Annotated in this window: 20 protein-coding genes; 5 read left to right on the forward strand and 15 right to left on the reverse strand. The window is 60.9% G+C overall.

The genetic code is table 11. The features are described 5' to 3' along the window. Nucleotides 1-94: 94 nt before the first annotated feature. The 3 genes from Q2T94_RS07880 (at nt 95) to Q2T94_RS07890 (ending at nt 3,261) form a co-directional block, all read left to right on the forward strand. Nucleotides 95-1,072 (forward strand): tripartite tricarboxylate transporter substrate binding protein, encoded by a 978-nt coding sequence (locus Q2T94_RS07880; protein WP_302263572.1) that lies wholly within the window; start codon nt 95-97, stop codon nt 1,070-1,072. Nucleotides 1,073-1,138: 66 nt separating this feature from the next. Then, complete coding sequence (locus Q2T94_RS07885; protein WP_302263573.1) at nt 1,139-1,651, forward strand: tripartite tricarboxylate transporter TctB family protein; 513 nt, start codon at nt 1,139-1,141, stop codon at nt 1,649-1,651. 14 nt (nt 1,652-1,665) lie between these two features. Next, nucleotides 1,666-3,261 carry a tripartite tricarboxylate transporter permease gene (locus tag Q2T94_RS07890; RefSeq protein WP_302263574.1) on the forward strand — a complete coding sequence of 532 codons (1,596 nt, stop codon included), beginning with the start codon at nt 1,666-1,668 and terminating at the stop codon, nt 3,259-3,261. A 1,152-nt stretch (nt 3,262-4,413) separates the two neighbouring features. Here Q2T94_RS07890 and Q2T94_RS07895 read toward each other — a convergent pair. The 13 genes from Q2T94_RS07895 to Q2T94_RS07955 all read right to left on the reverse strand — a co-directional run bounded on the left by Q2T94_RS07895 (nt 4,414) and on the right by Q2T94_RS07955 (nt 18,089). Beyond that, entirely contained in the window at nt 4,414-5,262 is an 849-nt protein-coding gene (locus tag Q2T94_RS07895; protein ID WP_302263575.1) for a CoA-transferase subunit beta, read from the reverse strand. Beyond that, a complete protein-coding gene (locus Q2T94_RS07900) occupies nt 5,259-6,179 on the reverse strand; it encodes a CoA transferase subunit A (RefSeq protein WP_302263576.1) in 921 nt (306 codons plus the stop codon). Before Q2T94_RS07900 ends, Q2T94_RS07895 begins: the two co-directional genes overlap by 4 nt. A gap of 11 nt (nt 6,180-6,190) precedes the next feature. Continuing rightward, nucleotides 6,191-6,643 (reverse strand): MaoC family dehydratase, encoded by a 453-nt coding sequence (locus Q2T94_RS07905; protein ID WP_302263577.1) that lies wholly within the window; start codon nt 6,641-6,643, stop codon nt 6,191-6,193. A gap of 69 nt (nt 6,644-6,712) precedes the next feature. Beyond that, nucleotides 6,713-7,705 (reverse strand): Bug family tripartite tricarboxylate transporter substrate binding protein, encoded by a 993-nt coding sequence (locus Q2T94_RS07910; protein ID WP_302263578.1) that lies wholly within the window; start codon nt 7,703-7,705, stop codon nt 6,713-6,715. A 411-nt stretch (nt 7,706-8,116) separates the two neighbouring features. Further along, nucleotides 8,117-9,829: a thiamine pyrophosphate-dependent enzyme gene (locus tag Q2T94_RS07915; RefSeq protein WP_302263579.1), complete on the reverse strand. Its 1,713-nt coding sequence runs from the start codon at nt 9,827-9,829 to the stop codon at nt 8,117-8,119. Continuing rightward, nucleotides 9,826-11,415, reverse strand: a complete 1,590-nt coding sequence (locus Q2T94_RS07920; protein ID WP_302263580.1) for a tripartite tricarboxylate transporter permease — start codon at nt 11,413-11,415, stop codon at nt 9,826-9,828. Before Q2T94_RS07920 ends, Q2T94_RS07915 begins: the two co-directional genes overlap by 4 nt. A 1-nt stretch (nt 11,416) precedes the next feature. Then, nucleotides 11,417-11,956, reverse strand: coding sequence for a tripartite tricarboxylate transporter TctB family protein (locus Q2T94_RS07925; protein WP_302263581.1), 540 nt, complete (start codon nt 11,954-11,956; stop codon nt 11,417-11,419). Between the two features lie 13 nt (nt 11,957-11,969). Next, nucleotides 11,970-12,950, reverse strand: coding sequence for a tripartite tricarboxylate transporter substrate binding protein (locus tag Q2T94_RS07930; protein ID WP_302263582.1), 981 nt, complete (start codon nt 12,948-12,950; stop codon nt 11,970-11,972). A gap of 230 nt (nt 12,951-13,180) precedes the next feature. Beyond that, nucleotides 13,181-14,365: a thiolase family protein gene (locus Q2T94_RS07935; protein ID WP_302263583.1), complete on the reverse strand. Its 1,185-nt coding sequence runs from the start codon at nt 14,363-14,365 to the stop codon at nt 13,181-13,183. Next, on the reverse strand, nt 14,365-15,141 hold the full coding sequence (gene fabG / locus Q2T94_RS07940; RefSeq protein WP_302263584.1) for a 3-oxoacyl-ACP reductase FabG: 777 nt from the start codon (nt 15,139-15,141) through the stop codon (nt 14,365-14,367). The genes Q2T94_RS07935 and fabG overlap by 1 nt, the downstream gene beginning before the upstream one ends. Nucleotides 15,142-15,205: 64 nt before the next feature. After that, on the reverse strand, nt 15,206-16,366 hold the full coding sequence (locus Q2T94_RS07945; RefSeq protein ID WP_302266380.1) for an acyl-CoA dehydrogenase family protein: 1,161 nt from the start codon (nt 16,364-16,366) through the stop codon (nt 15,206-15,208). 102 nt (nt 16,367-16,468) lie between these two features. Continuing rightward, a complete protein-coding gene (locus Q2T94_RS07950) occupies nt 16,469-16,888 on the reverse strand; it encodes an acyl-CoA thioesterase (protein ID WP_302263585.1) in 420 nt (139 codons plus the stop codon). Then, a complete protein-coding gene (locus tag Q2T94_RS07955) occupies nt 16,881-18,089 on the reverse strand; it encodes a CaiB/BaiF CoA transferase family protein (protein WP_302263586.1) in 1,209 nt (402 codons plus the stop codon). Before Q2T94_RS07955 ends, Q2T94_RS07950 begins: the two co-directional genes overlap by 8 nt. 217 nt (nt 18,090-18,306) lie before the next feature. Between Q2T94_RS07955 and Q2T94_RS07960 the strand changes: the two genes are divergently transcribed. Together Q2T94_RS07960 and Q2T94_RS07965 are read left to right on the forward strand one after the other, a co-directional pair. Then, nucleotides 18,307-19,209, forward strand: coding sequence for a LysR substrate-binding domain-containing protein (locus Q2T94_RS07960; protein ID WP_302263587.1), 903 nt, complete (start codon nt 18,307-18,309; stop codon nt 19,207-19,209). 131 nt (nt 19,210-19,340) lie between these two features. After that, on the forward strand, nt 19,341-20,564 hold the full coding sequence (locus Q2T94_RS07965) for an acyl-CoA dehydrogenase family protein (protein WP_302263588.1): 1,224 nt from the start codon (nt 19,341-19,343) through the stop codon (nt 20,562-20,564). 728 nt (nt 20,565-21,292) lie between these two features. Here the strand turns inward: Q2T94_RS07965 and Q2T94_RS07970 are convergent. Both Q2T94_RS07970 and Q2T94_RS07975 read right to left on the reverse strand, forming a co-directional pair. Next, on the reverse strand, nt 21,293-24,259 hold the full coding sequence (locus Q2T94_RS07970) for a Tn3 family transposase (protein WP_302263589.1): 2,967 nt from the start codon (nt 24,257-24,259) through the stop codon (nt 21,293-21,295). Between the two features lie 78 nt (nt 24,260-24,337). Next, on the reverse strand, nt 24,338-24,910 hold the full coding sequence (locus tag Q2T94_RS07975; RefSeq protein WP_096287908.1) for a recombinase family protein: 573 nt from the start codon (nt 24,908-24,910) through the stop codon (nt 24,338-24,340). Nucleotides 24,911-25,550: the final 640 nt, after the last annotated feature.

A 25,550-nucleotide genomic window follows, 5' to 3' on the forward strand; every position in this document is an offset into this window, starting at 1 on the left:
TTCCGGTTGTGCTTCGAATCACAATCATCTATAACTGATAGAGCACTCCTTACGGATTGAACTCTCACAATTCCAACATCGAACTGAGGACAGCATGATCAAGAAACGCTTTCAAACCGTCGCGGCAGGTCTGGGGATCGCCGGCATAGCGCTTTCGATGGCCGCATGCTCCAGCCCCTCGGCGGCATCCACGGAGGATTACCCGTCAAAGCCGGTCACCTTCATGATGCCGTATGCAGCGGGCGGGCCTTCCGACACCACCGCACGCTCCTACGGTGCTTGCCTCGGGGAACAGCTCGGTGGCACCTTCGTGGTGGAAAACCAAGAAAGCGGTGCCGGTGCCGTGGCCATGCAAAAGGTTGCCAGCGCCAAGCCAGACGGATACACCGTGGGCCTGAGCACCAACGGGCCCTTGGTGCTCAACCCGATGAGCAACGACCTGGCATACACCCGCGAAGATTTCCGGCCACTTGGGACCATGGCAGAGATTCCGACTCTTTTCACAGTTTCCAAGACCTCGGAATACAAGGACATTGAATCACTCTTTGAAGCTGCCAAGGCCAACCCCGGAACAGTTTCCATCGGAGTCCCGGGAGCCACCAGCTCGCTGGCCATTGAACTCAAGCGACTGCAACAAGACACCGGCATTGAGTTCGCGCTGGTACCCACCTCGGGAAGCACCGAAATGATCACCAACCTGTTGGGTGGTCACATCGACGCCGGCTTCATCAACGACCACGTGGATGTGGAGTCCCAGGTGAAAGCCGGGGCTCTCGTGCCACTTGCAGCCGCAGGAGAGGTAAGGTCCGAGGCTTACCCGGACGTTCCGACCACCGTTGAGGCCGGCTACGACGTCAAAACAACCTCGGTGTATGGGCTTTTTGCCCCCAAGGATCTCCCCGAGGAAATTGCCTCGAAGATCGAAGCCGGAGTAGAAACCTGCCTGACTGATGAAGATGTCATCAAGCAGATCGGTGATCGCTTCGTACCCAATGAATTCACCGATGGAGCCGGCACAGCCCAGGTCTTCGCAGACATGGAAACCCGCTACGCACCGATTCTCTCCAAGTAGTAGACGCAAACCCCAGCAAGTACACTCTCGTCGGCCGGCTCGGTCGACCACAGTTAAGGAGAAACCATGGTCTCTTCTCCAGTGACAGCGCTACAAGACGTACCGCTGAAACGCACGGATCGAGCCGGACGTAGGATTACCGGGCGCAGAATAGCGCCCCTGGTGTTGTTTGCACTTGGCATCTTGGCCACAGTGGGATCAATCAGGCTCGAATTGGGAACCTTGCAACATCCCGGACCCGGTCTCTGGCCACTGGTTACCGCCCTAACGATCGTTCTCAGTTCGATCGTCATCATCGCCTTGCCAGGCAAGGAACCTCTGGAAGCGTGGACCACCAAGAGCATTGGCGTGGCCACCGGTGTGGGCAGCTTGTGCGCCTTCGTCGTTCTCTTCAACCTGGTCGGTTTTTTCATGCCGGCCGTGTTGATGCTGCTTCTCTGGTTGCGTGTCTATGGTCGGGAGTCCTTGAGGACGACGATCATCTTGTCGCTTATGGGTCCACTGGCGCTTTACATCATTTTCGACAGCCTCCTGGGCGTCCCCTTTCCTAGAGATCTTCTTCTCGGCCTCTTCCTTTAGAACGGACCCTGTTCATGGATACCCTGAGCAACCTCGGCAATGGCTTTGCCATTGCCTTCGATCCCACGAATCTGCTATTCGTTTTCATCGGCGTGGTCATCGGAACCGCCATCGGCGTGCTTCCGGGCCTCGGCCCCACGGCGACCATTGCCTTGTTGCTCCCGATTACCTACACCATGGATCCCACCGCCTCCATCATCATGTTGGCAGGCATCTACTACGGATCAATGTATGGCGGAACCATCACCTCAGTTCTCTTGCGGCTACCCGGTGAGGCAGCCTCGGTAGTCACGACCTTTGACGGCTACCAAATGACCAAACAGGGACGCGCCGGCACCGCGCTTGGAATCGCCGCCATTGGCTCGTTCATTGGTGGCACCGTCGCCATCATCGGACTCACGTTCATGGCCCCAATGCTGGCCAACATCGCTCTTTCCATGGGACCATCGGCTTTTGTCGCCTTGATGATCATGGGGCTTTTCCTGGTCACTTCTCTGGGCAGCGGCTCGGCCATCAAGAGCATCTGCATGGCCGCCGTGGGTCTCTTGCTTGCCACCGTGGGACAGGATCCCATCGATGGATCGGCACGATTCACCTTTGGCCAGGTTCCCCTGCTCGGCGGGCTGGACTTCGTCGCCGTAGCCATGGGCCTATTCGGTGTCGCCGAATTGATCAAGACCCTGGAACAGACGGAAAAAGCACAGGTCATCAAGACCAAGATCAGGAACATCTGGCCTTCGCGCAAGGACATGAAGGAATCAGCCGGGGCCATCGGCCGTGGCTCCATCTTGGGGTTCTTCATCGGAATCCTGCCCGGTGGCGGCGGCGTCATCTCCTCCCTGGCCTCGTACGCCACGGAAAAGAAGCTCGCCAAGGACCCCTCACGCTTCGGCAAGGGAGCAATCGAAGGCGTGGCCGGACCGGAAACGGCGAACAACGCCTCCTCCTCCTCGGCGTTCATCCCACTACTCGTACTGGGAATCCCTTCCAACGTCGTCCTGGCCATGATTTTCGGTGCTCTCCTGATGCACGGCATCACCCCGGGACCGCAGCTGATGACCGAACATTCCGGCCTGTTCTGGGGCGTGATCGCGTCGATGTATGTCGGAAACTTGATGCTCCTGATTCTCAATGTCCCGTTGGTGGGGGTCTTCATCCAGATGCTCCGCGTACGCCAAGGAATCTTGGTGGCTTTCTCGCTGCTGATCGTGCTGATCGGCGTGTATTCCATCAACAACAGCTCCTTCGACATGTGGGTGGTGTTGGCCTTCGGTGTCCTGGGTTGGATCATGTCCAAGACCGGCTTTGATCCTGCACCATTGGTCCTGGCATTCGTGCTTGGACCCATCCTAGAAAAGTCATTCCGCCAGTCGATGTTGATTTCGGGGGGAAGCCTGGATATCTTCGTCACCGACCCGGCCTCCGCCATTATCTTTGCGGCCATCCTGGTGATGATTGGCTTCAAGGTCTTCGGCGGCCGGGCCAAGAAACGCCCCGCATCTGTTCTGACTTCCGGCGGTTCTGGCTCCACGCCTGCAACGGACCCGGTCGATCAGCGCGGAGAAAACAGCGGACTGGAGACAGAGAAGGTCTCCGAAACCACTAAGTGAGCATTACCGCTTGATCCCTACGAACCACAACCTGGCCCGTTAAAGGTCCAGGTTGTGGTGTTTAACGTCCGTACTGAACAAAAAGCACATGGAACGCGAGATGTAGACCCCTGAATATCATGGCGCTGATGGGCAAAGCCGATCGAACGTATCGCCCTCGCAGCCGCGGGGAATGCGCGGGTCACGGACCAGCAAGTTCACCGAACCAAACCGCAGGGCCAACAGACCTAGTCGAGCAGGATCGCGAAGGCGAAGAGTTTTCCGCGTATCTTCGTCCGGTAGCCCCGGTGTCCGACCGGCACATGGGACTGAAATGCACAGCAGCTGAAGCAGACCCAATTCAGTTGACCTCATGGACTGGGCATTCCGTCCAATGAACGTCTATCGGGTCCTGCTCAATTCCTGCTAATTGGAACACCGGAGGCCTACCGGGCAAAAAATCTCAAAGTAGCCATATGGTCCAGCCATTGATTCCTAGATCCGTCCCAGCTGCGGCGGGCAGAGCAGGATTCTGGACAATGTCATCCTGGGATAGCATGCTGCGTTTACCAATCCCCAAGACGACAACCCATCAGCAAGTAGTTAATGAGACTTCGAAGAAGGGGTGCCATGCTGTCCAGCAATTCGAGTCCGGATACCCAGGACGAGAGCCTACCGAGCTCTGCGGCTGGCAGTCAATCGTGTGGAGCGCCGCCGCAGCCGGGACCGTCTTGATCGCGGTATTGCTCTGGTCATATCGGAATCCTGCATCTGAACTCCCGGCAGGTCTTACTACGGAGGCACCGTTCTGCTTTCCATTGTTGTCCTGACCGCGGCACTTCTTGCACTGTCCAAAGGCGGCACGTGGGACTGTGCCTGTGCCTGTGCCTGTGCACCAACCATGATAGCGGCCGCAACTGCGGTCATCGGCCTCGCCCTGTGGGTTCCGATCGAGTTGAAAAACAGTCAACCGATGCTGGACCTGCGAAGTTCCCGGAAACACGTGCTCATCACGAACCTGATTGCGATCCTCATGAATTACTCAGTGTTTTCCAAACAGCTCTCCACCGCTCAGCAACTGCAAATGCCCGATGCGGCCGGGATACGGCTTCGATCTGAGCGTGATGCCGCCTCACTATCAGTGCAGGAATATCGCCGATACCGCATCAGGACTCAGCGCAGGTACACCCGCTCCGGATCCAGCACATCCCGCAGCAGGGTCAGCTCGCGGCCTGTCGGTGGCGCCGTAGTGATCAGGTTCTCTGAGACCCTCAGGTTCCACCCCGTGGCGTCCCTGACCTCATCCACGTTGACACCGGGATGGACAGCGGTCAGAACCAGCTCCTCGTCGATACGCCGACGCGTCATGATGCCCAGATCCGTAATGACGGCGGTCACGCCCAGACCCGCGGGCATCATGCCGCCGCGGCCCGCCGCCGCCCGACGAGGTCCGGGCGTGGTGCAGAAATCGAGCTCCTCCACAAGGGATCGGGGAGTGTGCCGGCGCATCACGACGAAGATCTCGCCGGCACCGGCCATCGCCTCGACGGCTCCGCCGGAGCCGGGAAGCTTGCTGACCGGTGATCTCCAGTCCTCACCGATCAGGCTCGAGTTCAGGCTGCCATATTTGTCCACCTGAGCCGCACCCAGGAATCCGACATCCACCCGCTGCCCCTGCAGCACGAAGTTGAAAAGCTGCGCCATGGGCAGTACCCCGGCCGCACCGGTGACGAGGACCGAATCGGAAATACTGCGCGGCAGATCTGCCGGCTGCGCCCCGGTGACCCCCGACTCATAGATAATTTCGACGTCGGGAGAAAGTGTCTGCTGTGCAAGAGACACCGCCAGGGTGGGAAGCCCGTGTCCGGCGAACACCACGTGCTTTCCTTCCAACGCACGGGCGGACAAGACGGTAAGCAACTCGCTGCTGGTTGCCTCCAATGCGGAAGGTTCTGCCTTGTGGCCGGGTAAGTGTACTGATGATTGTTCCATGAGCTGTTCCGGTAATCTCGTGACGTTCATTTACGGCCTCCATAGTTGACCGGAACGGAAAATGCCGCCTCGACTTCCAGACGGTCCCAGTAATCCGGTCCAAGACGGGCAATATACTCCCCATGGTCCCGGGTGTCGCGGATGTTTGTCTGCACCCATTCGCGCAGTCGTTGCGGATCGCGGGCGAGCTCGGACCATCGGCGACTGAACCCGTCGTCGCGGTCATAGTAGCCTTGGACCGAATGTGGATGCGCGCCCCGCGGACAGTGGACCACGGCGTCGACGGCATGGGAAGGAACGATAGTGCGGTTCGGGTCGGAGCGGACGACGCTGTCGTCCACGATTTCCTCGACCGTGACGATGACCTTCTTCCCGGCGAAGGCAGCTTCGGCCTGCACTCCGAGAATGCCCCAGGCCTGGATGTTGCCTGCCCGATCGGCCCGCTGCGCGTGAATTATTGAAACATCGGGATTCAATGCCGGGACGACGTGGATTTCCTGCCCGTCGTACGGATCGGTGACGGATCGGATCCGGCCGTTCAGCGTCACCAGATCGCTCCCCCGGTAGGAGTTGATCGGATAAAAGGGAAGTTTCGAGGCACCGGCAAGGTACCGGCAGATCATGCCCCCATGGCTATATTCTTCAAGATCAAGCGGAACCGGGTCCGCGTTCTCCACCCGCCGACGCAGTTCGTGGAGTGAACCGGCCGAACTATTTCCGACGAACGAACCGATCACCGCCTTCAGGCAATCGGCCGCCAGCAGCTGATCGATCAACACGTCCCCGGTCATCCGAGCCAGTGTCAGGTTCCGGAATCCCTGCCGGATTATTTCGTGCGCCGCCGCGACCGGAACCAGGTGACCGAATCCCTCGATGGCTACAATCTGGCCGTCCCGAACGTGCTCCGCAACGGCCTCGCTGAGAGTTGTACATTTGTCCACCGGCATACCGTTGCCCCTCATCCGACCAGCAAGGAAACTGTTTCGGCCACGCAGGCAGGCCGGGTCCCGTGCTCGAGTTCGATCTCGTGCCGGATGACCACTTGGCTACCCTGGGCCGCCGGCGTCACGGAGACGAGCGTGAGCCGGCTCCGGACTCGGGAACCCGCCGGGATCGGACTCGGAAAACGGACCTTGTTCAGCCCGTAGTTAACGATCATCTTCAGTCCGTTGACCCGATAAACTTCCTTTGCGAAGAACGGGATCATGGACAGCGTCAAATAGCCATGGGCGACGGGACGGCCAAACGGTCCGCTGGCCGCCCTCTCCGGATCGACGTGGATCCACTGATGGTCACCCGTGGCATCGGCAAAACCTTGAATCCGGTCCTGCTCCACACTGTGCCACCTGCTCACACCCAGTTCTGCGCCGATTAGCGGCTCGAGCTCCGCCAGTCCTTGTAGTTCTCTCACTATGACATCTCCTGTTGACTCACACGAAACCCGGCCGGCGCATCACCGTGACGGACGATTTAATCGGAATTACTGGCTAAGGATCGGTTCATAAAGCTTCTGGATCTGCGCAAAGTTGGCACCGAGCTCCTCGGCACCGATGAACTCCTTCGGTACAAAGTTCTCTCCGATCTGGGTAACGACCTCCGGATCCCCGAGGCACGTTTCGAGTTCGCGTTCCAGTGTGGACACGACGGTCTCCGGCAGGCCCTTGGGGCCGAACAACCCGTAAATCGACGTTGCATTCACCAGCTGCGGGAATCCCAGTTCGGCCAGCGTTGGTATTTGAGGAAGCCAGTCGAGCCGTTCAGGGGTCGTGGCGGCAAAGGGAAGGAATGACTCGTCAGCGATCCGTGCTTGGACATCCGGATGGTCATTGATGAAGAGCGCATCAACATGCCCGCCCAAGAGATTTGTAGTCATCTCCGCGTTGCCCGAGGCGGGTACGGCGGTGACCTCGACGCCGTATTCATTTTTCAGCCGCTGCAGTTCGATCGCTGCGGGACTCGTGGCGCCTGGAACGCCCATCGTGATTGCTCCGGGATCGGCCCTCGCAGCCTCGAAGAGCTCCGCCGCGTCCCCGTAGGGCGAATCCGCGCCGACGACGATCAAGGTCGGATTATCTGCCATCACTCCGATGGGTTCAACGTCCGCAAGACTGTAGCCCAGCGAGTTGACCAGGGGGGTCATTATGAGCGTGCCCGTGGTACCTAGCGCTAGGGTTTGGCCGTCCGGCTTTGAACCTGCCAGCTCCTGCATCGCGACGGCACCGCTGCCGCCGGGCTTGTTCTCGACTACAAAGGCCGCGCCGAGGCTAGCCCCCAGACAGGCGGCAATCGAACGGGCAGTGAGATCTGAGGGGCCGCCGGCAGCATAGGGCATGAGGACCGTGACCGGCTTTGCGGGGTAATCGGACCCGGCTCCCTGGGCGGGCACGGAATCGTCCGCCCCGCATCCTGCCAGTGCCAGGGATGCCAGTGCAATCCCGGCGATTGTCTGTAAACGTGAGGCGTTCTTCTTCATAATGGCCTTCCCTTGATGGTTTCTCCGTCGAATCCACGGACCGGAGTACGATCGATCTTGTGAAACAAGTGCCGTTGCAATTCTGGGATACCACGCCAGCATCGACGGCTCGGGTCAATACGCCCGCACCCTGACTCAGGCTGGAGATGACCAGGCTGATAGTCTGATCGCCATGCTTCACGCGAACAGCTCGGTGCCTGTTTCGGAGCTTCACGCAGAGGTCGCAGTAGTTGTCGAGTTGCTGAGGTAAAGCGCCGTCCTTGCTTCATGCACGGCGCATACGCGTTTAACATAGAGCTACCCTCGGATGAATCCGTGCCGCCGGACGTTGCGGCCGCAGCCAGGGCAGGCCCCTTACGGGTAGTCGATTTTTACGGATCGAACTCTCAGTCAGGCAGGGCAATCCACTTTTCACGGTGGAAGGACGGATAATTGAGCCGGTTGCGGATCGGCGCAGCCCCGGGCAGCGTCGAGCCGCAATTGCTCGATCGTGGCCTCGGTGCTGGTCCGCGTACTGCCGAGCCGAAGTTCGACGACGGCGGGAACGCCTGCGGCCAGGGCACGCCGCAGTGCCGGCAGAAATTCCGCGGTGGACTCGACAACCTCGCCCTGTCCACCGAAGGCGACGGCGAAGGCCGCAAAATCAGGGTTAGTGAGATCGGTTCCGCTGACCCGGAAGGGAAAGTACCTTTCCTGGTGCGCACGGATGGTTCCGTACATGGAGTTGTTCAGGACAATGATGACTGGAGCGACCTTCTGTGCCACCGCTACAGCTAGCTCCTGTCCGTTCATCAGAAAGCAGCCGTCGCCCGCCACCGAAACAACCTGGCGTTCCGGATGTGCTATTGCCGCAGCAACGGCGGCGGGCACACCATAGCCCATGGACCCGTTCCGGGGAGCAAGCAGCGTCGGATAGCTGCGCCAGCGCAGGTACTTCTTTGCCCAGCCGGCATGATTTCCTGCGCCCCACGTGATGATGGCGTCCACCGGCAGGGCCTGCTGCAACTGATCAAATACCACGTTCAGGTCAAGCTCTCCCCCTGTTGGCTCCAACCTCCGGCGCTGCTCATGTCCGCGTCGGAGGTTGTGCGCATATTCGCGCCATGCCCGGCGCGGCACGGGGAGCTGATTCAGGGCTGCGGCAACGGCCGGAACCGAGGAGACGATGCGTAGCGCGTTCAGATGTGCCGAACCCCGGCCATCCGCGTCCGGAAGTATGGTGACCACGTCGGTCCCTGTTTGGCCCACCGAAAGTAGCTTCCAGCTGTCGGTGCTCACGTCCCCCAGCGGCGAGCCGATCCCGATGACCAGATCCGCACCGGAAAGGGCCTCGGCGGTTTGTTCCGAGCGCCCGTAACCGAGGGTGCCGATGTAGGACGGTGACTCATGATCGATGAGATCCAGCGCGTTGAACTCAACGGCTACGGGTAGAACATTGCGTTCGGCCCACTCCTGGACGAACAGACTGGCCTCCGACGTCCAACCGCCGCCGCCCAGGATCACCAGGGGACGTGATGCGGCGGCCAGTAGCCGGGACAGCTCATCCAATGCCGCTCCGGCCGGCGCGGCCTCAACTATGCGGATGGATGGCGCCGCGCCCGTGGCGGCTAGTTCGCGCAGCATGTCCTCGGGCAGCCCCACGACCACCGGTCCGTGCCTGCCGGATTTCGCCAGGGCAAAAGCCCGGGAGATGATTTCGGGCCCGCGTTCTGCCTGCTCAATGTGCAAGACGTTCTTGGTGGTGGTCCCGAACCAGCCATTGAGGTCGAATTCCTGGAACGACTCCCGGTGCGTATGCCCGCGCGGGATGAGGCCCACCAGCAGCACCAGCGGCACGCTGTCCTGGTATGCGGCATGAAGCGCGATCATCGCATTCGCGGCTCCAGGTCCGCGGGTCACCATACAGACCCCCACTTTCCCAGTGATTTTAGCGTAGGCGTTGGCCATGTAGCCGGCGCCGCCTTCATGCCGGCAGGTCACCAGGTTGATATCGGAGTCATACAGGGCGTCCAGCACACCGAGGTAGCTCTCTCCCGGAACACAAAATGCCGTTTCAACGCCCTCTGAGAGCAGTTGATCGACGACCAACTGAGCACCGCTGCGTAATTGCCTCCCGGGAATCATTCTGCGGTCTCCGAGTCTGTAGTCTGTTCGCGCCGGGCCGTCGTGTGAACTAGCCCGCTGCCGCGCCCTTCCAGACCGGCCGCCGCAGAAGCTGAGCGCCGTGTGCTGCGTTGTCGTCGTCTGCGGCTGATGAAGCCGTACACGATGAACAGCCCGATCAGGATAAAGATAGCCGCAGACACCGGATCTGACGCGAAAATACCGAAGCTACCTTCAGAGATCAGCATCGTTTGGCGGAAGGATTTCTCCAAGATCGGGCCCAGAATGTAGGCCAGCACCAACGGCCCGGGATCAAAGCGTGTCTTGATCATGATCCAACCGAGAACCCCGAACGCCAGCACCACCCACATGTCGAACGGATTGTTGTTGATGGAGAAGACGCCGACCATGACGACAAGGAGCGCGAAGGTCGAAAGGATCCCCGCTCGTACCCGGAGCATTTGGATAAAGACCCCGACCAGCGGAATATTGAGAATGATCAACATCAGATTGCCGATGTACATCGACGCGATAACGCCCCAGAAAACGTTGGGATGCTCGTTGATCAGCTGCGGCCCCGGAGTGATGCCGTGTAGCAGGAGCGCTCCGTAAATCATGGCCAGCACCACGTTGGACGGGATGCCCAGGACGAGCAGCGGAATGAATGCCGACGTCGACGAGGCGTTGTTCGCTGTCTCGGGACCGGCGACACCTTCGATAGCCCCCTTTCCGAACCGGCTGGGATCCTTCGCACGGCGTTTCTCCATGGCATAGGATGCCAGCGATGAGATGACGCCGCCGCCGCCGGGAAGGACGCCGATGAAAAAGCCGAGCACGGAACCCCGGGCTATGGCACCGGAGGAATCACGGAAGTCTTTGCGCGAGGGCCAGATATTCTTAATTTTGGTGGTGACGGACTGGCCCTTTTCGCTTCGCTCAAGACTGTGGAGCAGTTCTCCAACCCCGAAAAGCCCCATCGCGATAGCGACGAAATCCAATCCGCCGAGCATGGACGTCTGACCGAAGGTGAAGCGTGCGGTTCCCGTAATCGGGTCTTGTCCCACGGTTGAGAGCAGGAGGCCGACCCCTGCCATGCACAGGCTCTTGACCGTTGAACCGGTGCCGAGGGAGGTCACTAGGAAGAGACCAAGAATCATGATGGCGACATAGCCGGCCGGGCCGACCGCGACGGCTACTTGGGCAAGCAGCGGGGCCAGGAAGGTCAGGCCGACAATGGCTACGGTGCCGCCGATGAAGGAGCCGACCGCGGAAATGCCCAGGGCGGTTCCTGCCCTGCCTTGCTTGGTCATTTGATAACCGTCAAAGGTGGTGACTACTGACGCAGCCTCGCCGGGAAGACGCAGCAGTACTGAGGTTATCGTGCCGCCGTACATCGAGCCGTAGTAAATGCCGGCCAGCATGATCACCGCCCCTACCGGATCCATCGTGTAGGTGATCGGCAACAGGAGCGCGATCGTGGCGGTCGGGCCAAGCCCTGGCAAGACGCCGATGGCGGTTCCGATGACCACGCCGATGAAAACAAACAGCAGGTTCATCGGGTCAAAGGCTACGGAGAAGCCTTGGGCCAGGTTGTTAAGGGCGTCCATATCAGAATCCGATCATCCGGGAGAAGGCGGTGACTACGATGTCGTCGGGAAACGGAACACCGAGCAGGCCCGCGAAAACAACGTGCAGAACGGCGGCGCCTCCAACGGCAAGGGGGATGGTCCAGCGCCACGGTTCCTGGCCGAATACTCGCAGCCAGAGCATGAGCATCAGAAAAGCCGGAACGAGGAAGCCGATCGACTCGAAAAGCACCACAAACACGCAGAGGCTGCCCACGCCGCCCGCGATACCGGCAGTCCGTCGCGTCCAGGCTTCGGGAACCGCCGAGTCCGGAAAGAGCGTAAGGAAGGCCGCCGTGATGGTCACCGCGATGGCGACAATAAAGGGCCAAAGGCCGGGGCCAGGGTTATTCAACTCTCCCAGCGAGAGTCGCCACGACCCGAGCACGGCCGACACACCTGCTACAAGCAGCACAAGCGGAACAATGCGGCGGAGCCGAGGCCGGCTCCGGACAAGCGTTCCTGCCGGCGGATGGGCACATTCCACCTCTGTAGGTCCGAGACTGAGTTTCGTCATATCCATGCCTTTGCTGATCCTACTGCTGGCCCAGGAGGGGTTGGTAGAGGTCCTGCATTGCGGTGAACGCCGTGTGCAGATCGCCTGAACCGGCGAACTCCTCTGGCACAAACCGCTCGCCAATCTGTTCGGCTACGCCCGGATCAGCGGCGCATGTTTCAAGTTCGGCCTCGAGAATGGAGAGAACGTCCTCCGGCAAGCCTTGTGGACCGATGACACCGAACACCGAAACGGCGTTCACCAGATCGTCGAAGCCAACCTCGGCCAGCGTCGGAACCTCGGGATACCAAGCGGCGCGTTCCGGGCTGCTAATGGCAAGTGGCATAAAAGATCCGTCCTCGATCCGCGCCGCAACGTCGGAGTGGTCCGTGATGAACAGTGCGTCGACGTGGCCGCCGAGCAGATTCGTGGTCATTTCCGCGTTGCCCGAGGCGGGTACGGCGGTGACCTCGATGCCGTATTCGTCCTTCAGACGCTGCAGCTCGATCGCCGCGGAGGTCGTCGCACCGGGAACTGCGACGCTGAACTTCCCAGGAGCGGCCTTGGCTGCCGCGAAGAATTCCTGCGCATCGGTATATGGCGAATCCGACCCGACCACGAGAACCGTGGGCATCTCGGCCATGACTCCGACCGAGGAGAAATCAGCCAGGCTGTAGCCCAAGTCATTCACGATTGGGTTCATGACCAGCGGGCCGTTGGTGCCGAGCCCGAGCGTGTAGCCATCCGGCTTGGCGCCGGCCAGCTCCTGCATCGCTATCCCGCCGCTGCCGCCGGCCTTGTTCTCAACCAGGATGGGCTGGCCGAGGCCGCCTTCAAGGCAGGACGCATAAGCGAGGGCGGTCATCGAGGAGGGACCTCCAGCGGCAAAGGGAACCAGAAACCGCACAGGCTTTTTCGGGTAGTCCGATCCGCCGTCATTGGCGCTGGCCGCTCCGCCTGCGCCGCAGCCCACCAGGGCCAAGGCCAACCCCACGAACCCCGCCGAGACTTTCAATTGCATTGCGCTTCGCTTTTTCAACACGGACCTCATTGTCGTTAGTTGTCGTCATTTTGGTTGTCGGTTTGTTAGCTACATCACTGTCGCAGAGTGTCCAATTCAAATCCAATACCAAATTGGGAACGGATCAATGCGCTGTTTACATGAACGGATATTGCGCGCGGCGGAAACCGCGGTGGCCGGAGATTCCTGCCGTCGTCGTTTTCCTGCGCTTTGTCTGCGACAAGCCGGAGTCAGAGTCTTTCGAGCAGCATCGCGGTGCCCTGCCCGAGCCCTACGCACATGGTCGCCAGGCCCCTGTCCGCGCCTTCCCGCTCCATCCTGCCCATCAGCGTGATGGCGATCCGGGCACCGGAGGAGCCAAGCGGGTGACCGAGTGCAATCGCGCCGCCGTCCCTGTTTACGATGTCTTCGTCCATTCCTAATCTGCGGATGCAGGCTAGGGCCTGCACCGCGAAGGCTTCGTTCAGTTCGATCGCTCCCACGTCATCGAGCGACCAACCGGTCCGCCCGAGCACCTTGAGGGTGGCCGGCACGGGGCCGATGCCCATGATCTCCGGCGGAACTCCGGCGGAGGCGCCATCGACTATGCGCGCCCGTGCCCGTAGATTCAGTCTCTCGACGGCGCGTCCGCTGGCGATGACGACGGCGGAGGCACCGTCGTTGAGCGAACTGGAGTTCCCCGCGGTAACCACGCCGCCGGGCCGGGCTACCGAACGCAGGCCTCCCAGAGCCGCGAGTGTCGTTTCCCGGCGCGGGCCCTCATCGTCCTTGACGACTCCGCTCCGGGTCTCCACCGGAACGATCTCAGCCACGAAGCGCCCCGCATCCACGGCCGCGAGAGCCCGTTGATGCGAGCGAAGCGCGAATGCGTCCGCATCTTCCCGTGAAATGCCGTCCACGCGGGCCAGTTCCTCCGCCGTCTCCGGCATTGAAAAGGTGGACTTGGGACGTTTATGGAACTTCGGGTTCAGGAACCGAGAACCGATGGAGGTATCGGCGATTTCGCCCGGACGACCGAACGCCTTGTCAGGCTTCTCCAGCACCCACGGGGCCCGGGACATGGATTCGACTCCGCCGGCCACCACGACGTCCGCCGCGCCTGACTTGATCATCTGTGATGCCATGATGATGGCGCTAAGTCCGGAGGCGCAGAGGCGGTTCACCGTCATACCCGGGACGCTGTCCGGGAACCCCGCCAGTAGGGATGCCATCCGCGCCACATTGCGATTGTCCTCTCCCGCCTGGTTGGTATTGCCCAGGATCACCTCATCTATCTCGGCAGCCTCGATTCCGGCCCGTCGAACGGCTTCGCCGAGGACGACCGAGGCCAGATCATCCGGTCGAATACCGGAGAGGGAGCCACCGTAGCGACCGACCGGGGTGCGCGCCCCGCCGATCAAGTATGCTTCAGGCATTAACGTGCGCCTCCGTTGATATAGAGCGTCTGACCGGAGACATAGGAGGAATCGTCACTGGCGAAGAAGGCAATGGCGGAGGCTACTTCCTCAGGCTCCCCCACCCGCCCCAGCGGTGTGCGTTCGGCCACGGATTTCTGGTGTTCCTCCGGCGTGCTGCCGACCCGCCCGGCCGTCGCAGCGGTCATGGCCGTGGCGATGTATCCCGGCGCCACGGCGTTGACGTTGATATTGAACGGACCCAGTTCCAAGGCCAGCGTGGCGGTGAGCCCCTGAATACCCGCCTTGGCGGCGGCATAATTCGCCTGTCCACGGTTGCCCAGCGCGGAGCGGCTGCTCAGGCTGACAATCTTTCCGTACCGGGCCGGCACCATGAACTTCTGCGCTGCCTTTGCGCAGAGGTAGGCGCTGGTCAGGTTCGTTGTCAGGACAGAATCCCAGTCCGGGCGGTCCATTTTGAAAAGCATATTATCCCGCGTGATGCCGGCGTTGTTGACCAGGACGTCGATGCGCCCTTGATCGGTGAAAATCTGTTCGAAGACGTAGGCAACATGCTCCTCGCTGGTGACATCGCAGACGGCGCTGACTGCCGAACCGCCAGCCGCCCCGACGGCGGCGTTTGAACTGATTTCACCGGCGGTGGCCGCTGCCCTCGCGGCATTCAAGTCCAGGATGGCAACTGTCGCGCCCTCAGTGGCCAGCCGCAGTGCTGTGGCGGCGCCGATGCCCTGGGCACCGCCGGTGACGATGGCAGTCTTGTTTTTAAGCCTGTTCATGGATTCTCCCTCTTAGCTTGCTCTTCGTTTCGTGTGGCTTGCTCTTGGCAACAGGGGTGCGGTGTTATCCGGAGAAGGCGGAGATTCCGGTGATGTCGCGGCCGATCAGCAGCGATTGGATGGAATCCGTGCCTTCATAGGTGTGGACGACTTCCATATCGGTCAAATGGCGCGCCACATGGTTTTCCAGCAGTAGCCCGTTGCCGCCTAGGATGTCGCGGGCCTCCTGGCAGATCCAGCGCGCCTTCTGAGCGGTGTGCATCTTGGCCAGTGACGCCATCGGGCCAGTCATCTTTCCCTCGTCCGCGAGTGCGGTCAGCCGGAAGCAAATCAGCTGCATAGCGGTCAACTCGGCCAGCATGTTGGCCAGCTTGTTTTGCACCAGTTGGTAGCTGGCAATGGGCTTGCCGAACTGCACGCGTTCCTTCGCGTATTTCACTGCGGCTTCGTACGCAGCGACTCCGTGGCCCACTGATTCCCAGGATGCCCCTCCGCGGGTCGCAGTAAGCACCCGGGTGACATCGCGGAAGGAGTTCGCCTCGACGAGCTTGTTCTCCACCGGAATCCGCAGGTTTTCGATGGTGATATCGGGCTGCAGGATCGCCCTCTTGCCGATCTTGCCGGTGATCACCTCGGCACGGTAGCCCGCCGGGTAGCTACCGTCGTCGTTCTTTTCCAGAATGAACGCCTTGACTTTGCCATCCGCTTCATCCCGGGCCCAGAGCACGACGACGTTGGCGAAGCTTGCGTTGCCGATCCAGCGTTTGCGTCCGTTCAGGATGTAGTGGTCACCGTCGCGGCGGGCGCTCGTTTCCAGGCCCACGGAGTCCGAACCATGGCCCGGCTCGGTGAGTCCGAAGGCTCCGATCTTCTCCAGCCTGGACATCCCGGGAAGCCATCGCTGCTTCTGCTCGTCGCTGCCGAGCGAATTAATCGTGCCCATCGCCAAGCCTGACTGGACGCCGATAAAGGTGTTGATGGAGCCGTCGCCCCGGGCCATCTCCATGGCGACCATGCCGGCGGCAAGGCGGCTCATGCCGGGGCATCCGTAGCCCTCGATGGTCGTGCCAATGATGCCGAGTGCGGCAATCCCTGGGACCAGCGAAAAGGGAAATTCCGCCCGGTCCCAATAGTCATTGATCACCGGAAGAAGGTCAGTTTCGACAAAATTCCGGACCTTCTTCCGGATGATTCGTTCGTCTTCCGAGAGGAAGTCGTCGACCATGTAATAGTCGCTGTTGATCTCTTCTGTAACCACAGTTGTTCCTTTGCCTCGGAGCAGCCAGAGCTGCCCGTAATGTTCGTCCTCTGGTTTTATCAGCGGCGCTCAAACCGGTACTTCGGCACAAAAATAGCGCTTCAGATAGTTCCTTTCCCCAACGTCGAGGCCCCGGGCTCTCCCTGTCGCGTCGTCCAGCGAAACCATGACCGTTGAAGCGTCCAGGACCAAGTGCCCGTTCTGGTATCCGGCGTAGCCCATGGTGTACGATCTTGCCCCGATGCGCACCACCCAGATATCCACGTCGACAGCATGGCCGAATCCGATGGGTCGGCGGTAGTGCAGCGTCAGCGAGGCCACCAACGTGGTTGTCTCGAGGTCGGCGGCGGTGCCGACAGAGGCAGCGTGGCGCCGCCACTTGATCCGGGCTTCCTCCAGCAGCGTTGCCACCCGCGCATTGTTCACGTGGCCGTTGATGTCCTGATCGGACCACCGGACGAATATCTGTGCACGGAATTTCTCAGCCAACGAGCCGCACCTCCTTGGCGGCCAGCCAGGCGCGGACCAGCTCGGAGCTGGCATTGAGTTCCGGCGGAGCCAGTTCATAGCTGACCGGGGTTTGTGAGAAGACAACAGGGTGGCGCACGGTGGGAATGCAGCGTTCCCCATTTCCGGACATAACGACGGGCTCCAGCCCCAGTTTCCGGGCGAGTTCAATGCCGCCCTTGACGTCCTGAATGGGAGCGCAGGGCAGGCCTAATGCGGAGAGATCTTCAAACCACTGCGTCGCGGAGCGCCCGATCAGACGGCCCTGAAGAATGGGCCGCAGCTCCTCGCGATTGGTGTTCCGCTCCTGCGGGTTGCCGAAGCGCGGATCGGCGGCAATTTCGGGAATGCCCAGCGCATCGCAGAGTTTGGTGAACTGGCCGTTGTTTCCGGCCACGACGATCAACATTCCGTCGCCCGTGTGCATCGGCTCATAGGGGTAGAGGCTTGGATGCTCGTTGCCCATGCGGGTGGGTATGACGCCGCCGGTGACGTACGCCGCAGATTGGTTGACCATTCCGGAAAGGGCGGACGAGAGCAGGTTCAACTCCACACGCTGCCCCTGGCCGGTAGCATTCTTGTGATGCAGTGCCCCCAGAATGCCGATGCTGGCGTGCAGGCCGGTGATCACGTCGAACACGGCCAACCCGGCGCGGTATGGCTCGGTGTCCTGCCCGCCGGTGATGCTCATCATTCCCGACACCGCCTGGACCAACAGATCATAGCCCGGCAATCCTGCTCCCCCGGCGGTGCCGAAGCCGGTGATGGATGCGTAGATGATGTCCGGGTTCAGCGCGGACACGCACTCGTAGTCCAGCTGGAACTGGTCTAGTCCACCAGGTTTGAAATTCTCCACAAGGATATCGGCCTTGGCAGCCAGTTCATGGGCGACTTCAAGATCGGAATCGTCCTTCAGGTCCAGTGCAATCGAATGCTTATTGCGGTTGACCGACAGATAGAACGTGGCTTCGTCTTCTCGGACGGGCGGCTTCCAGCCGCGGGTGTCATCGCCCTGCGGGCTTTCAACTTTGATCACGGTCGCCCCCATGTCCGCCAGCAGCATGGTGCAGTAGGGCCCGGCGAGGACGCGGGTGAAGTCCGCAATAACCATTCCGCTCAGTGGTCCGCTGCCGGAGCGTCCGAAGGCCTGATTCAGCTTCGATGCAGCGTCAGTTCGATTCATTTCGTGCCTTCCGGTTTGTGCTTCACATCACCACTGTCGCAAATCCCATTACTCCACGTCCAATACGTATTCCGATCCTGATTGATGCGTTCAGCACAATAAACAATTTCGATCCTGTGTTCAGCAACCATCTTCCCCGCGCTCGATAAAACTTGATTATTATGCAAAGGTCACTAATCGTTGACACTTCTATGCGCCATCAGAATAATTGTCCGGTATGGATATTCAACAGGTGCGTGCCTTTCTGGCTGTTGCCCAGGAACTGCATTTCGGGCGGGCTGCTCAGCAGTTGCATATGGCCCAGCCCCCGGTCAGCCGCGCCGTTCAGAATCTGGAACGGGAGCTCGGCGCCGCCCTATTTGAGCGCAGCACACGCTCTGTTCGCCTCACCCCGGCGGGCGAGGCGCTGATCCAGCCGGCGACGGATATACTCGATGCCTGTCGGCGGGCCAGGACCATGGTGTCCCACGCCGGCAAGGGCGAGACAGGACGCGTGCGGGTGGCGTTCGCCGGAGCATCGTCACATGTCATGGTGGGAAAGCTGGCCAAGTTGGTCCGCCAGACCCATCCGGGCATCGACTTCGAGCTTTACAGCTCGAATTTCGCCATTCCGGCCTTGGACAAAGTCGGCAACGGTGCCATGGAAATCGGCATGGGAAGATGGAATTTCATACCGGCCGCTCTGAGCTCCCGGGTCATTGCCAATGAAAGACTCGTCATCGCCGTGCATGCCGGCCATCCGGTGGCCGAGCGGACGGCGGTGCGGATGGCCGACCTGGCCGGCGAGCCTTTCGTAACCCTGCCTGCGGATCCCGGTGCCATCCTGCGCGACCACCTACTCAGGCTCGCCAACGATGCCGGGTTCCTGCCCTCGATAGTGCAGGTTGCCCCGGATTCATTGACGCTGGTCTCACTGGTAGCGGCCGAGATCGGGGTAGCGATGACGGTTTCTTCCGTTGCGGAGAATATCCATTATCCGGGCGTGGTGTTCCTGCCCCTGGCAGACCCCGCAGAGCCGGTTCTTTTGCGGATGATCTGGCGCAAGGACAACGACAGCCCTGCCCTGCGGGAGGTACTGAGGCTCTCTGAAATTGCACTGCCTACGCCGGAGCTCGATTAGGAATCTAATGCGCTAAACGGATCAATTGCGCGGTCATTTGGTATTGGATCCGGGTGACGATTGCTGTCAGAGTGAGTGGGGCGAACGCAACAACCGGCGCCCATAAGGCCGTCTCCCCAGGAGGAACAAATATGAGCGTCATACCAGAAACCCTGCCCAAACCGGCGGAATTGCAGCCTGGTTCCGCCGCAGTCGGCGAGATCCGGTCGGATGTGCTGGATCTGCAGGGGCTGCTCAGCAGCGACGAGCTGAAACTGCGGGAAACCGTCCGCCGGTTTGTGCGGGAACGCATCAAGCCGAACATCAAGGACTGGTACGAAGATGCGCACTTCCCGGTGGAAATTTCCCAAGAGATGGGCGCCCTCGGGCTCCTAGGAATGCATCTGAAGGGTTACGGATGCCCGGGCCGATCCGCCGTCGAATACGGCATCGCAGCGATGGAACTGGAAGCCGGAGACTCCGGGCTTCGGACTTTCGTCTCGGTTCAGGGTTCCCTCGCGATGAGCGCCATCCACAAATGGGGTTCGGAAGAGCAGAAGAACCGCTACCTGCCCGGCATGGCGAAGGGCGAAATCATCGGCTGCTTCGGCCTCACCGAACCCACGGCCGGCTCGGATCCCTCCAGCATGCAGACCTTCGCCCGACGCAACGGCAACCAATGGATCATAAGCGGCGTGAAACGCTGGATTGGCCTGGCCTCCGTCGCGCAGATCGCCGTTATCTGGGCCGCAACGGAAGACGGCGTTCGCGGATTTCTGGTCCCGACCGACGTTCCCGGTTTCACCGCCACACCAATAGAGCCCAAACTCTCCATGCGCGCATCGATCCAGTGCGACATCACCCTGGAGGACGTCATCGTGGACGAATCCGACAGGCTGCCTGGCGCCGAGGGCCTCCGCGGCCCGTTCTCCTGCCTGAATGAAGCCCGTTACGGCATCATCTGGGGTGCCATGGGCGCTGCCAGGGACAGCTATGAGCAGGCCCTGAGCTACTCGCTGGAGCGGACGCAATTCGATAAACCGCTGGCCGCCTACCAGATAACGCAAGAAAAGCTGGTGAACATGCTGCTGGAAATCCAGAAGGGCACCCTAGTAGCAATCCACACCGGCCGGCTCAAGGACGCCGGAACACTCGCCCCCGTACAGATCTCCGTCGGCAAACTTAACAACGTCCGGGAAGCCATCAAGATTTGTCGCGACGCCCGCGCCATCCTGGGCGGCAACGGGATCACCCTTGACTATTCGCCCCTGCGCCACGCCAACAACCTGGAATCGGTCCGGACCTACGAAGGCACGGACGAGGTCCACACCCTCATCCTGGGCAACCACATCACCGGCATTCCGGCATTCCGCTGAGGAAAGGATGACGCGGCCACTGCGGAGTCATTGGCCAGCCTCGGCGATATTCAGTTCATTCCCAGGGCTGTCTTGAGTCCGTCTTCGACCAAAGCCATCCTGCCTGCGGACAGCCCGCCAATGACAGCGACAGGCTCGTACATGACTGTCACCTCGTCACAGCACCCAGCGTAAGACCGGTCAGCCATCCGGCAACCAATCCATCGTTTCCCGGGACGGTGTCTTCGCGCCGGTGATTCCCTACCCAGAACACGCAACATCGTGTCCAATAAGCGTGTCGGATTTCGTGGCCTAATCCAACACCCTCAGTTCCCTGCCCGTGTGGGTTGAAGTGCCCGACCTGCGGGGCAAGGTTCCGTCAGCACCAGCAATCGCCGGTGGCCCGCTGATCTGTTTCTTTAGCCGACCCCCAAGATCGGCTCCGCCAACCAGTATTCAGGGCCTTGCTCAAGATCACGACCCGGTAATGCACAAGACCGCTGCAATGTTTCGGCCTTATCCGGGACCAAGATCTGTAGGACATTCTTGAGCATTCCTTGTGCCTTTTCCGCACCTTCCCGGGCGACCATGTACCCATGGGACCTAGCCCTGCCCCAAACCATGGAAAGGAATCCCCCGTGCCCCCAACCGTCCTCGTGGACCTCGCCTCGGAGCTCGGCGCCGGCGCCATCACCCGATTCGTGCACGCCTTCGTGGGGGTGGCTTGTGAAAAAGTGAAATATCCGACGCTAAGGTTTTGTCGAGCGCCGTAGTGGCCTGTATTTGCCGGGTTTGATCTTGTTGGTGCGTGGCCAGGTGTAGTCGCCGGTGAGGTTGATGTGTTCCCATCCCAGGGGTGAGAGGAACCGCAGCAGGTCCGGGTCGGTGGCGTTGCCCTCTTGGTTCAAGGTGGTGATGGTGCGGTCGAGGTAGACCGTGTTCCAGAGGACGATGGCCGCGGTGAGAAGATTCAGCCCTGAGGCCCGGTAGCGCTGCTGCTCGAAGCTGCGGTCGCGGATCTCTCCAAGTCTGTTGAAGAAAACGGCCCGGGCCAGGGTGTTCCTGGCCTCGCCCTTGTTCAGCCCGGCCGTGACCTTGCGGCGCAGGTCGGGATCTTGGAGCCAATCCAGCAGGAAGAGAGTTCGTTCCAGTTTGCCCAGTTCCCGCAGTGCGGTGGCGAGTCCGTTCTGGCGTGGATAGGCGCCGAGTTTGCGCATCATCAAGGAGGCGGTCACGGTGCCGGTCTTGATGGATGTCGCCAGGCGGAGGATTTCATCCCAGTGCGCGGTGATGGTCTGCGTGTTGATGGTGCCGCCGACCAACGGCGCCAAAGTGGCAAGCTCCGGATCGTTAGTGGGTGTGTAGAGGCGGGTGTCGCCGATGTTGCGGATCCGGGGCGCGAACCGGTATCCAAGTAAGTGCATGAGGGCGAAAAGGTGGTCGGTGAACCCTGCGGTGTCGGTGTAATGCTCCTGGATCGCCAGATCAGACTCGTGATACAGCAGCCCGTCCAAGACATAGGTCGCGTCGCGGTCACCGACGTTGATCAGTTTGCTGTGGAAGGGCGAATATTTGTCTGAGACATGCGTGTAGATCATCCGCCCGGGCTCGGCCCCGTATTTCGGGTTCACGTGCCCGGTGGATTCGGCATGGCTGCCGGCGCGGAAGCGTTGCCCGTCCGAGGACGAGGTGCTGCCATCGCCCCAGTGCGTACCGAAGGGGTGTGCGTGCTGGGCATTGACCAGCTCGGCCAGGGCGGCACTGTAGGTTTCATCCCGGATATGGGAAGCCTGCTGGCGGTCCAATTGGGCGTAGGTGACGCCGGTGCATGACTCGGACATCTTCGTCAATCCTAGGTTGATTCCGTCGGCCAAGATTGCGGTGAGCAGGAGCTGCTTATCCTTGGAAGGTTGGCCAGACTTGAGATTGGTGAAGTGGCGTGTGAAGCCCGTCCAGCCATCGACTTCCATCAACAGGTCGGTGATCCGAATCCGCGGGAACATGGCGCTGGCCTGGTCGATCAAGGGTTGGGCGTGTTGCGGCACGATCGTCTCAAGCGGAGTGATCTTCAAGCCGTTTTCCGTGATCAGCACCCCGGCCAGTTCATCACGGGAGGCAAGCTCGTTGACCTGGTGCAGCCGTTCGCTGAGCCGGGCAAGTCGGTCCTTGAGATATTCTTCGCCGCCATTGGTTATGACCAGGGGAAGGTCCCCGGCGTTCTTCATGGCCGTGTAGTCGGGGCCGGCCAGCAGGTAGTCATCGAAGTCGCGGAACTGGCGGGAGCCGGTGACCCACATGTCTCCGGACCGCAGCGCATTCTTGAGCTCCGCGAGGGCGCAAAACTCGTAGAATCCACGGTCGGTTCCGTTGTCGGTGAAAACCAGGGGCTTCCACCGGGACCGGATGAACGACGTGGGTGCATCCTCCGGGATCTTTCGGGCACCGGCGGTATTCATGGTGCGGATGACCTTGATGGCGGCCAACAGGTCCTGTGCGGCGGGGGCTGCCTGGAGGTCAAGGACGGCAAGAAATGCCGGGGTGTAGCGGCGGATCGTGGTGAAGTGTGCACTGACGAGGGCGAGGTGGTCCTCGTGTGCGGGCCGGGTCAGTTCCTTGGCTTGGGTGATGCTTGCGGCCAAGGTTTCCCAGCCGATGGCTGTGTCGATCGCGGCGAAGGGATCCTCCCCGTTCTCCTTGGCCGTGATCAGGGCATCGCCGAGCTTGGAGTGCAGGCGCATCATGGCTGCGACGGTGGTGCGGGAGGCCAGCGTGTTCTGGTTTTGCTTGTTCCGGGCGGTGCGAATGATCCGGCCAATGATCCGGTCGTGCAGATCGATGATTTCGTCGGTGACCGTTGCCATGCTTTCCACGGACATCGCGAACAGGGTCGCGTACCGGCGTCCGGGCTCGAACTTGGCCAGGTCCGCCGCTGTCATGGAGGCGCCCTCACGGGCCAACTTCAGCAACCTGTTCCGATGCACCAGTTTGCCGGCGTCCCAGGGCAGGCAAAGCGCACGCCAGGTGGTGAGCCGGTCAATATGCTCGTTCATCGCCCGTGCGTTGGGTCGCAGTGGTGCCTGGCGCAGCCAGCCGATTTCGGTCAAGGAACTATCGGTGCGGCGAAGCAACAAACCATCCAGACGACCTCGGTGCTCGCCGGAGAGTTGGTCTCCCAAGATGGCGTAGATTCGCCGGTTCGCCCGGGTCAGCGCCTGCGCGCAGGCCCTTTCAATGATCCCCACCCCGGGCGAGGCAACCTTCCTTGAGCGCAGGAAGTCCCGCGCGCCTTCGACCAAGACAAGGCCCTTGTCTGTTTGCGCGGCAACCTCGCCCACATGCTCCACGAGCTGGCGAAAATCCGCGATTCCGAACGCGGACATGCCCAGATACGCACGAATCTCTCTACCGTGTTCCTGCCGAGTTTCCCCACGTTTCCCATATTCGTCCCAGGCCTCGGCCGGGATGGCCAGGCGGGCCGCAAGCCAGTCGATCATTTCAGTGGGTACTTCGGTTTCGTCGGTCAGTGCGATACCCGGGTGCCGAAGCAGACAGAGCTGGATGGCAAAGCCCAACCGGTTGGCATCTGCGCGGCGTTGGCGAATCAACGACATGTCCGCTTCGCCCAGTGTGTAGTGGGCAGCCAGGTCCTCGGTGCCGGTGGGGATTTCAAGGACCTGGCCGCGTTCGGCAGTCGTGAGCAGGGAACGCAGGGCCATGTCAGAAATCCTTGTTAGTTGGAAGGCCGCCATCTACGGACTTGTCCTGGTGCTGCTGCGGAGCACCATGCCCGTGGGTCATGGTTTGGCCAGATGCCGGTAGATGGTGGGACGGCTGACGCCGAATTCCTGGGCGATGTGCTCGACGGTATGGGCCCGTTTCCCGTCGGCATCTTTTTCCTCATACATTTCCCTTGCCAGCTTGACCTGGCGGGGACCGAGCTTTGGTTTCTGCCCGCCGGTCCGTCCGCGTGCCCGGGCGGCGGCCAGCCCGTCGCGGGTTCGTTCGGACATCAGCGCGTGTTCGAACTCGGCGATCGAGCCGATGATCTGGAAAAACATCCGTCCGGCGGGTGATGAGGTGTCGATGCCCTGATCCAGGACCACCAGGTCCACGCCGCGCTCCTGCAGCGTCTTGGACAGGTCTATGAGGTTTTCCAGCGACCGCCCGAGCCGGTCCAGCTTGGTGACAACGAGCTGATCGCCGGACCGGTTGGCCGAGAGTAGCGCCTTGTCGAGTTCGGGTCTGCGGGCGAGTTTCCCCGAGGCGGTGTCGAGGAACACCTGCTCGCAGCCGGCCGCGCGCAGGGCATCGTGTTGGGCCTCGGGGTGCTGATCGCGTGTTGAGACACGCCCGTATCCGATTCGCATGACGAAAATGTATCACCAACCCGGTTGAGCGTTACATTGGCGCGTACACGGCAAGCGTTACAAAATCGACCGCGGGAATCCGCGGGCCAAGAAACCGGAAGAAGAGTGTCTCACGAACGATCGTTTTTCAGACGTCGACGGGATGTCACCTTCCGAAGTCGTCTGCACACATTTCCGTAGCCCACTGCACTCGTTGCCTCAGGCGTCGGGAGCAAGCGATCAGTACAGATTGATCAGTCCACATTGAGGCATCGGGCGTCCTCCGTCTTAAGCCCTAGGTGCCCAGCGGCAATCAGTTCGTTGGCAGTGACCAGCTGCTCGATGGTGACTGGCTCAGCAAGTAACTTGCCATCATTTGTTAGGTTCCCGCCGACAATTCATCGAAGTTTCGCAGAATTTTGGGCCGGCCTTTCGGGTGGCCTCTGCAACCTTCGATTGCTGCGCTGACGCCACATGCAGATCCCTCGGCCAGCGCAGCAATCCTGACCCTCATTTTGAAATGAGCGGGGTCCTCAACGCCCGGTTAGGTGAAAGGGCAGTTCCTTGGTCAGCGGCCGGGCTCTTTCGGGCCCGCGCCGAGGACTCGGATGATCCAGTAAAGACCAGCCGCGGCGATCAGCACGAACGCCACGTCATCTAA

The organism is Paeniglutamicibacter sulfureus (assembly GCF_030512175.1).
Taxonomy (GTDB): Bacteria; Actinomycetota; Actinomycetes; order Actinomycetales; family Micrococcaceae; genus Paeniglutamicibacter; species Paeniglutamicibacter sulfureus.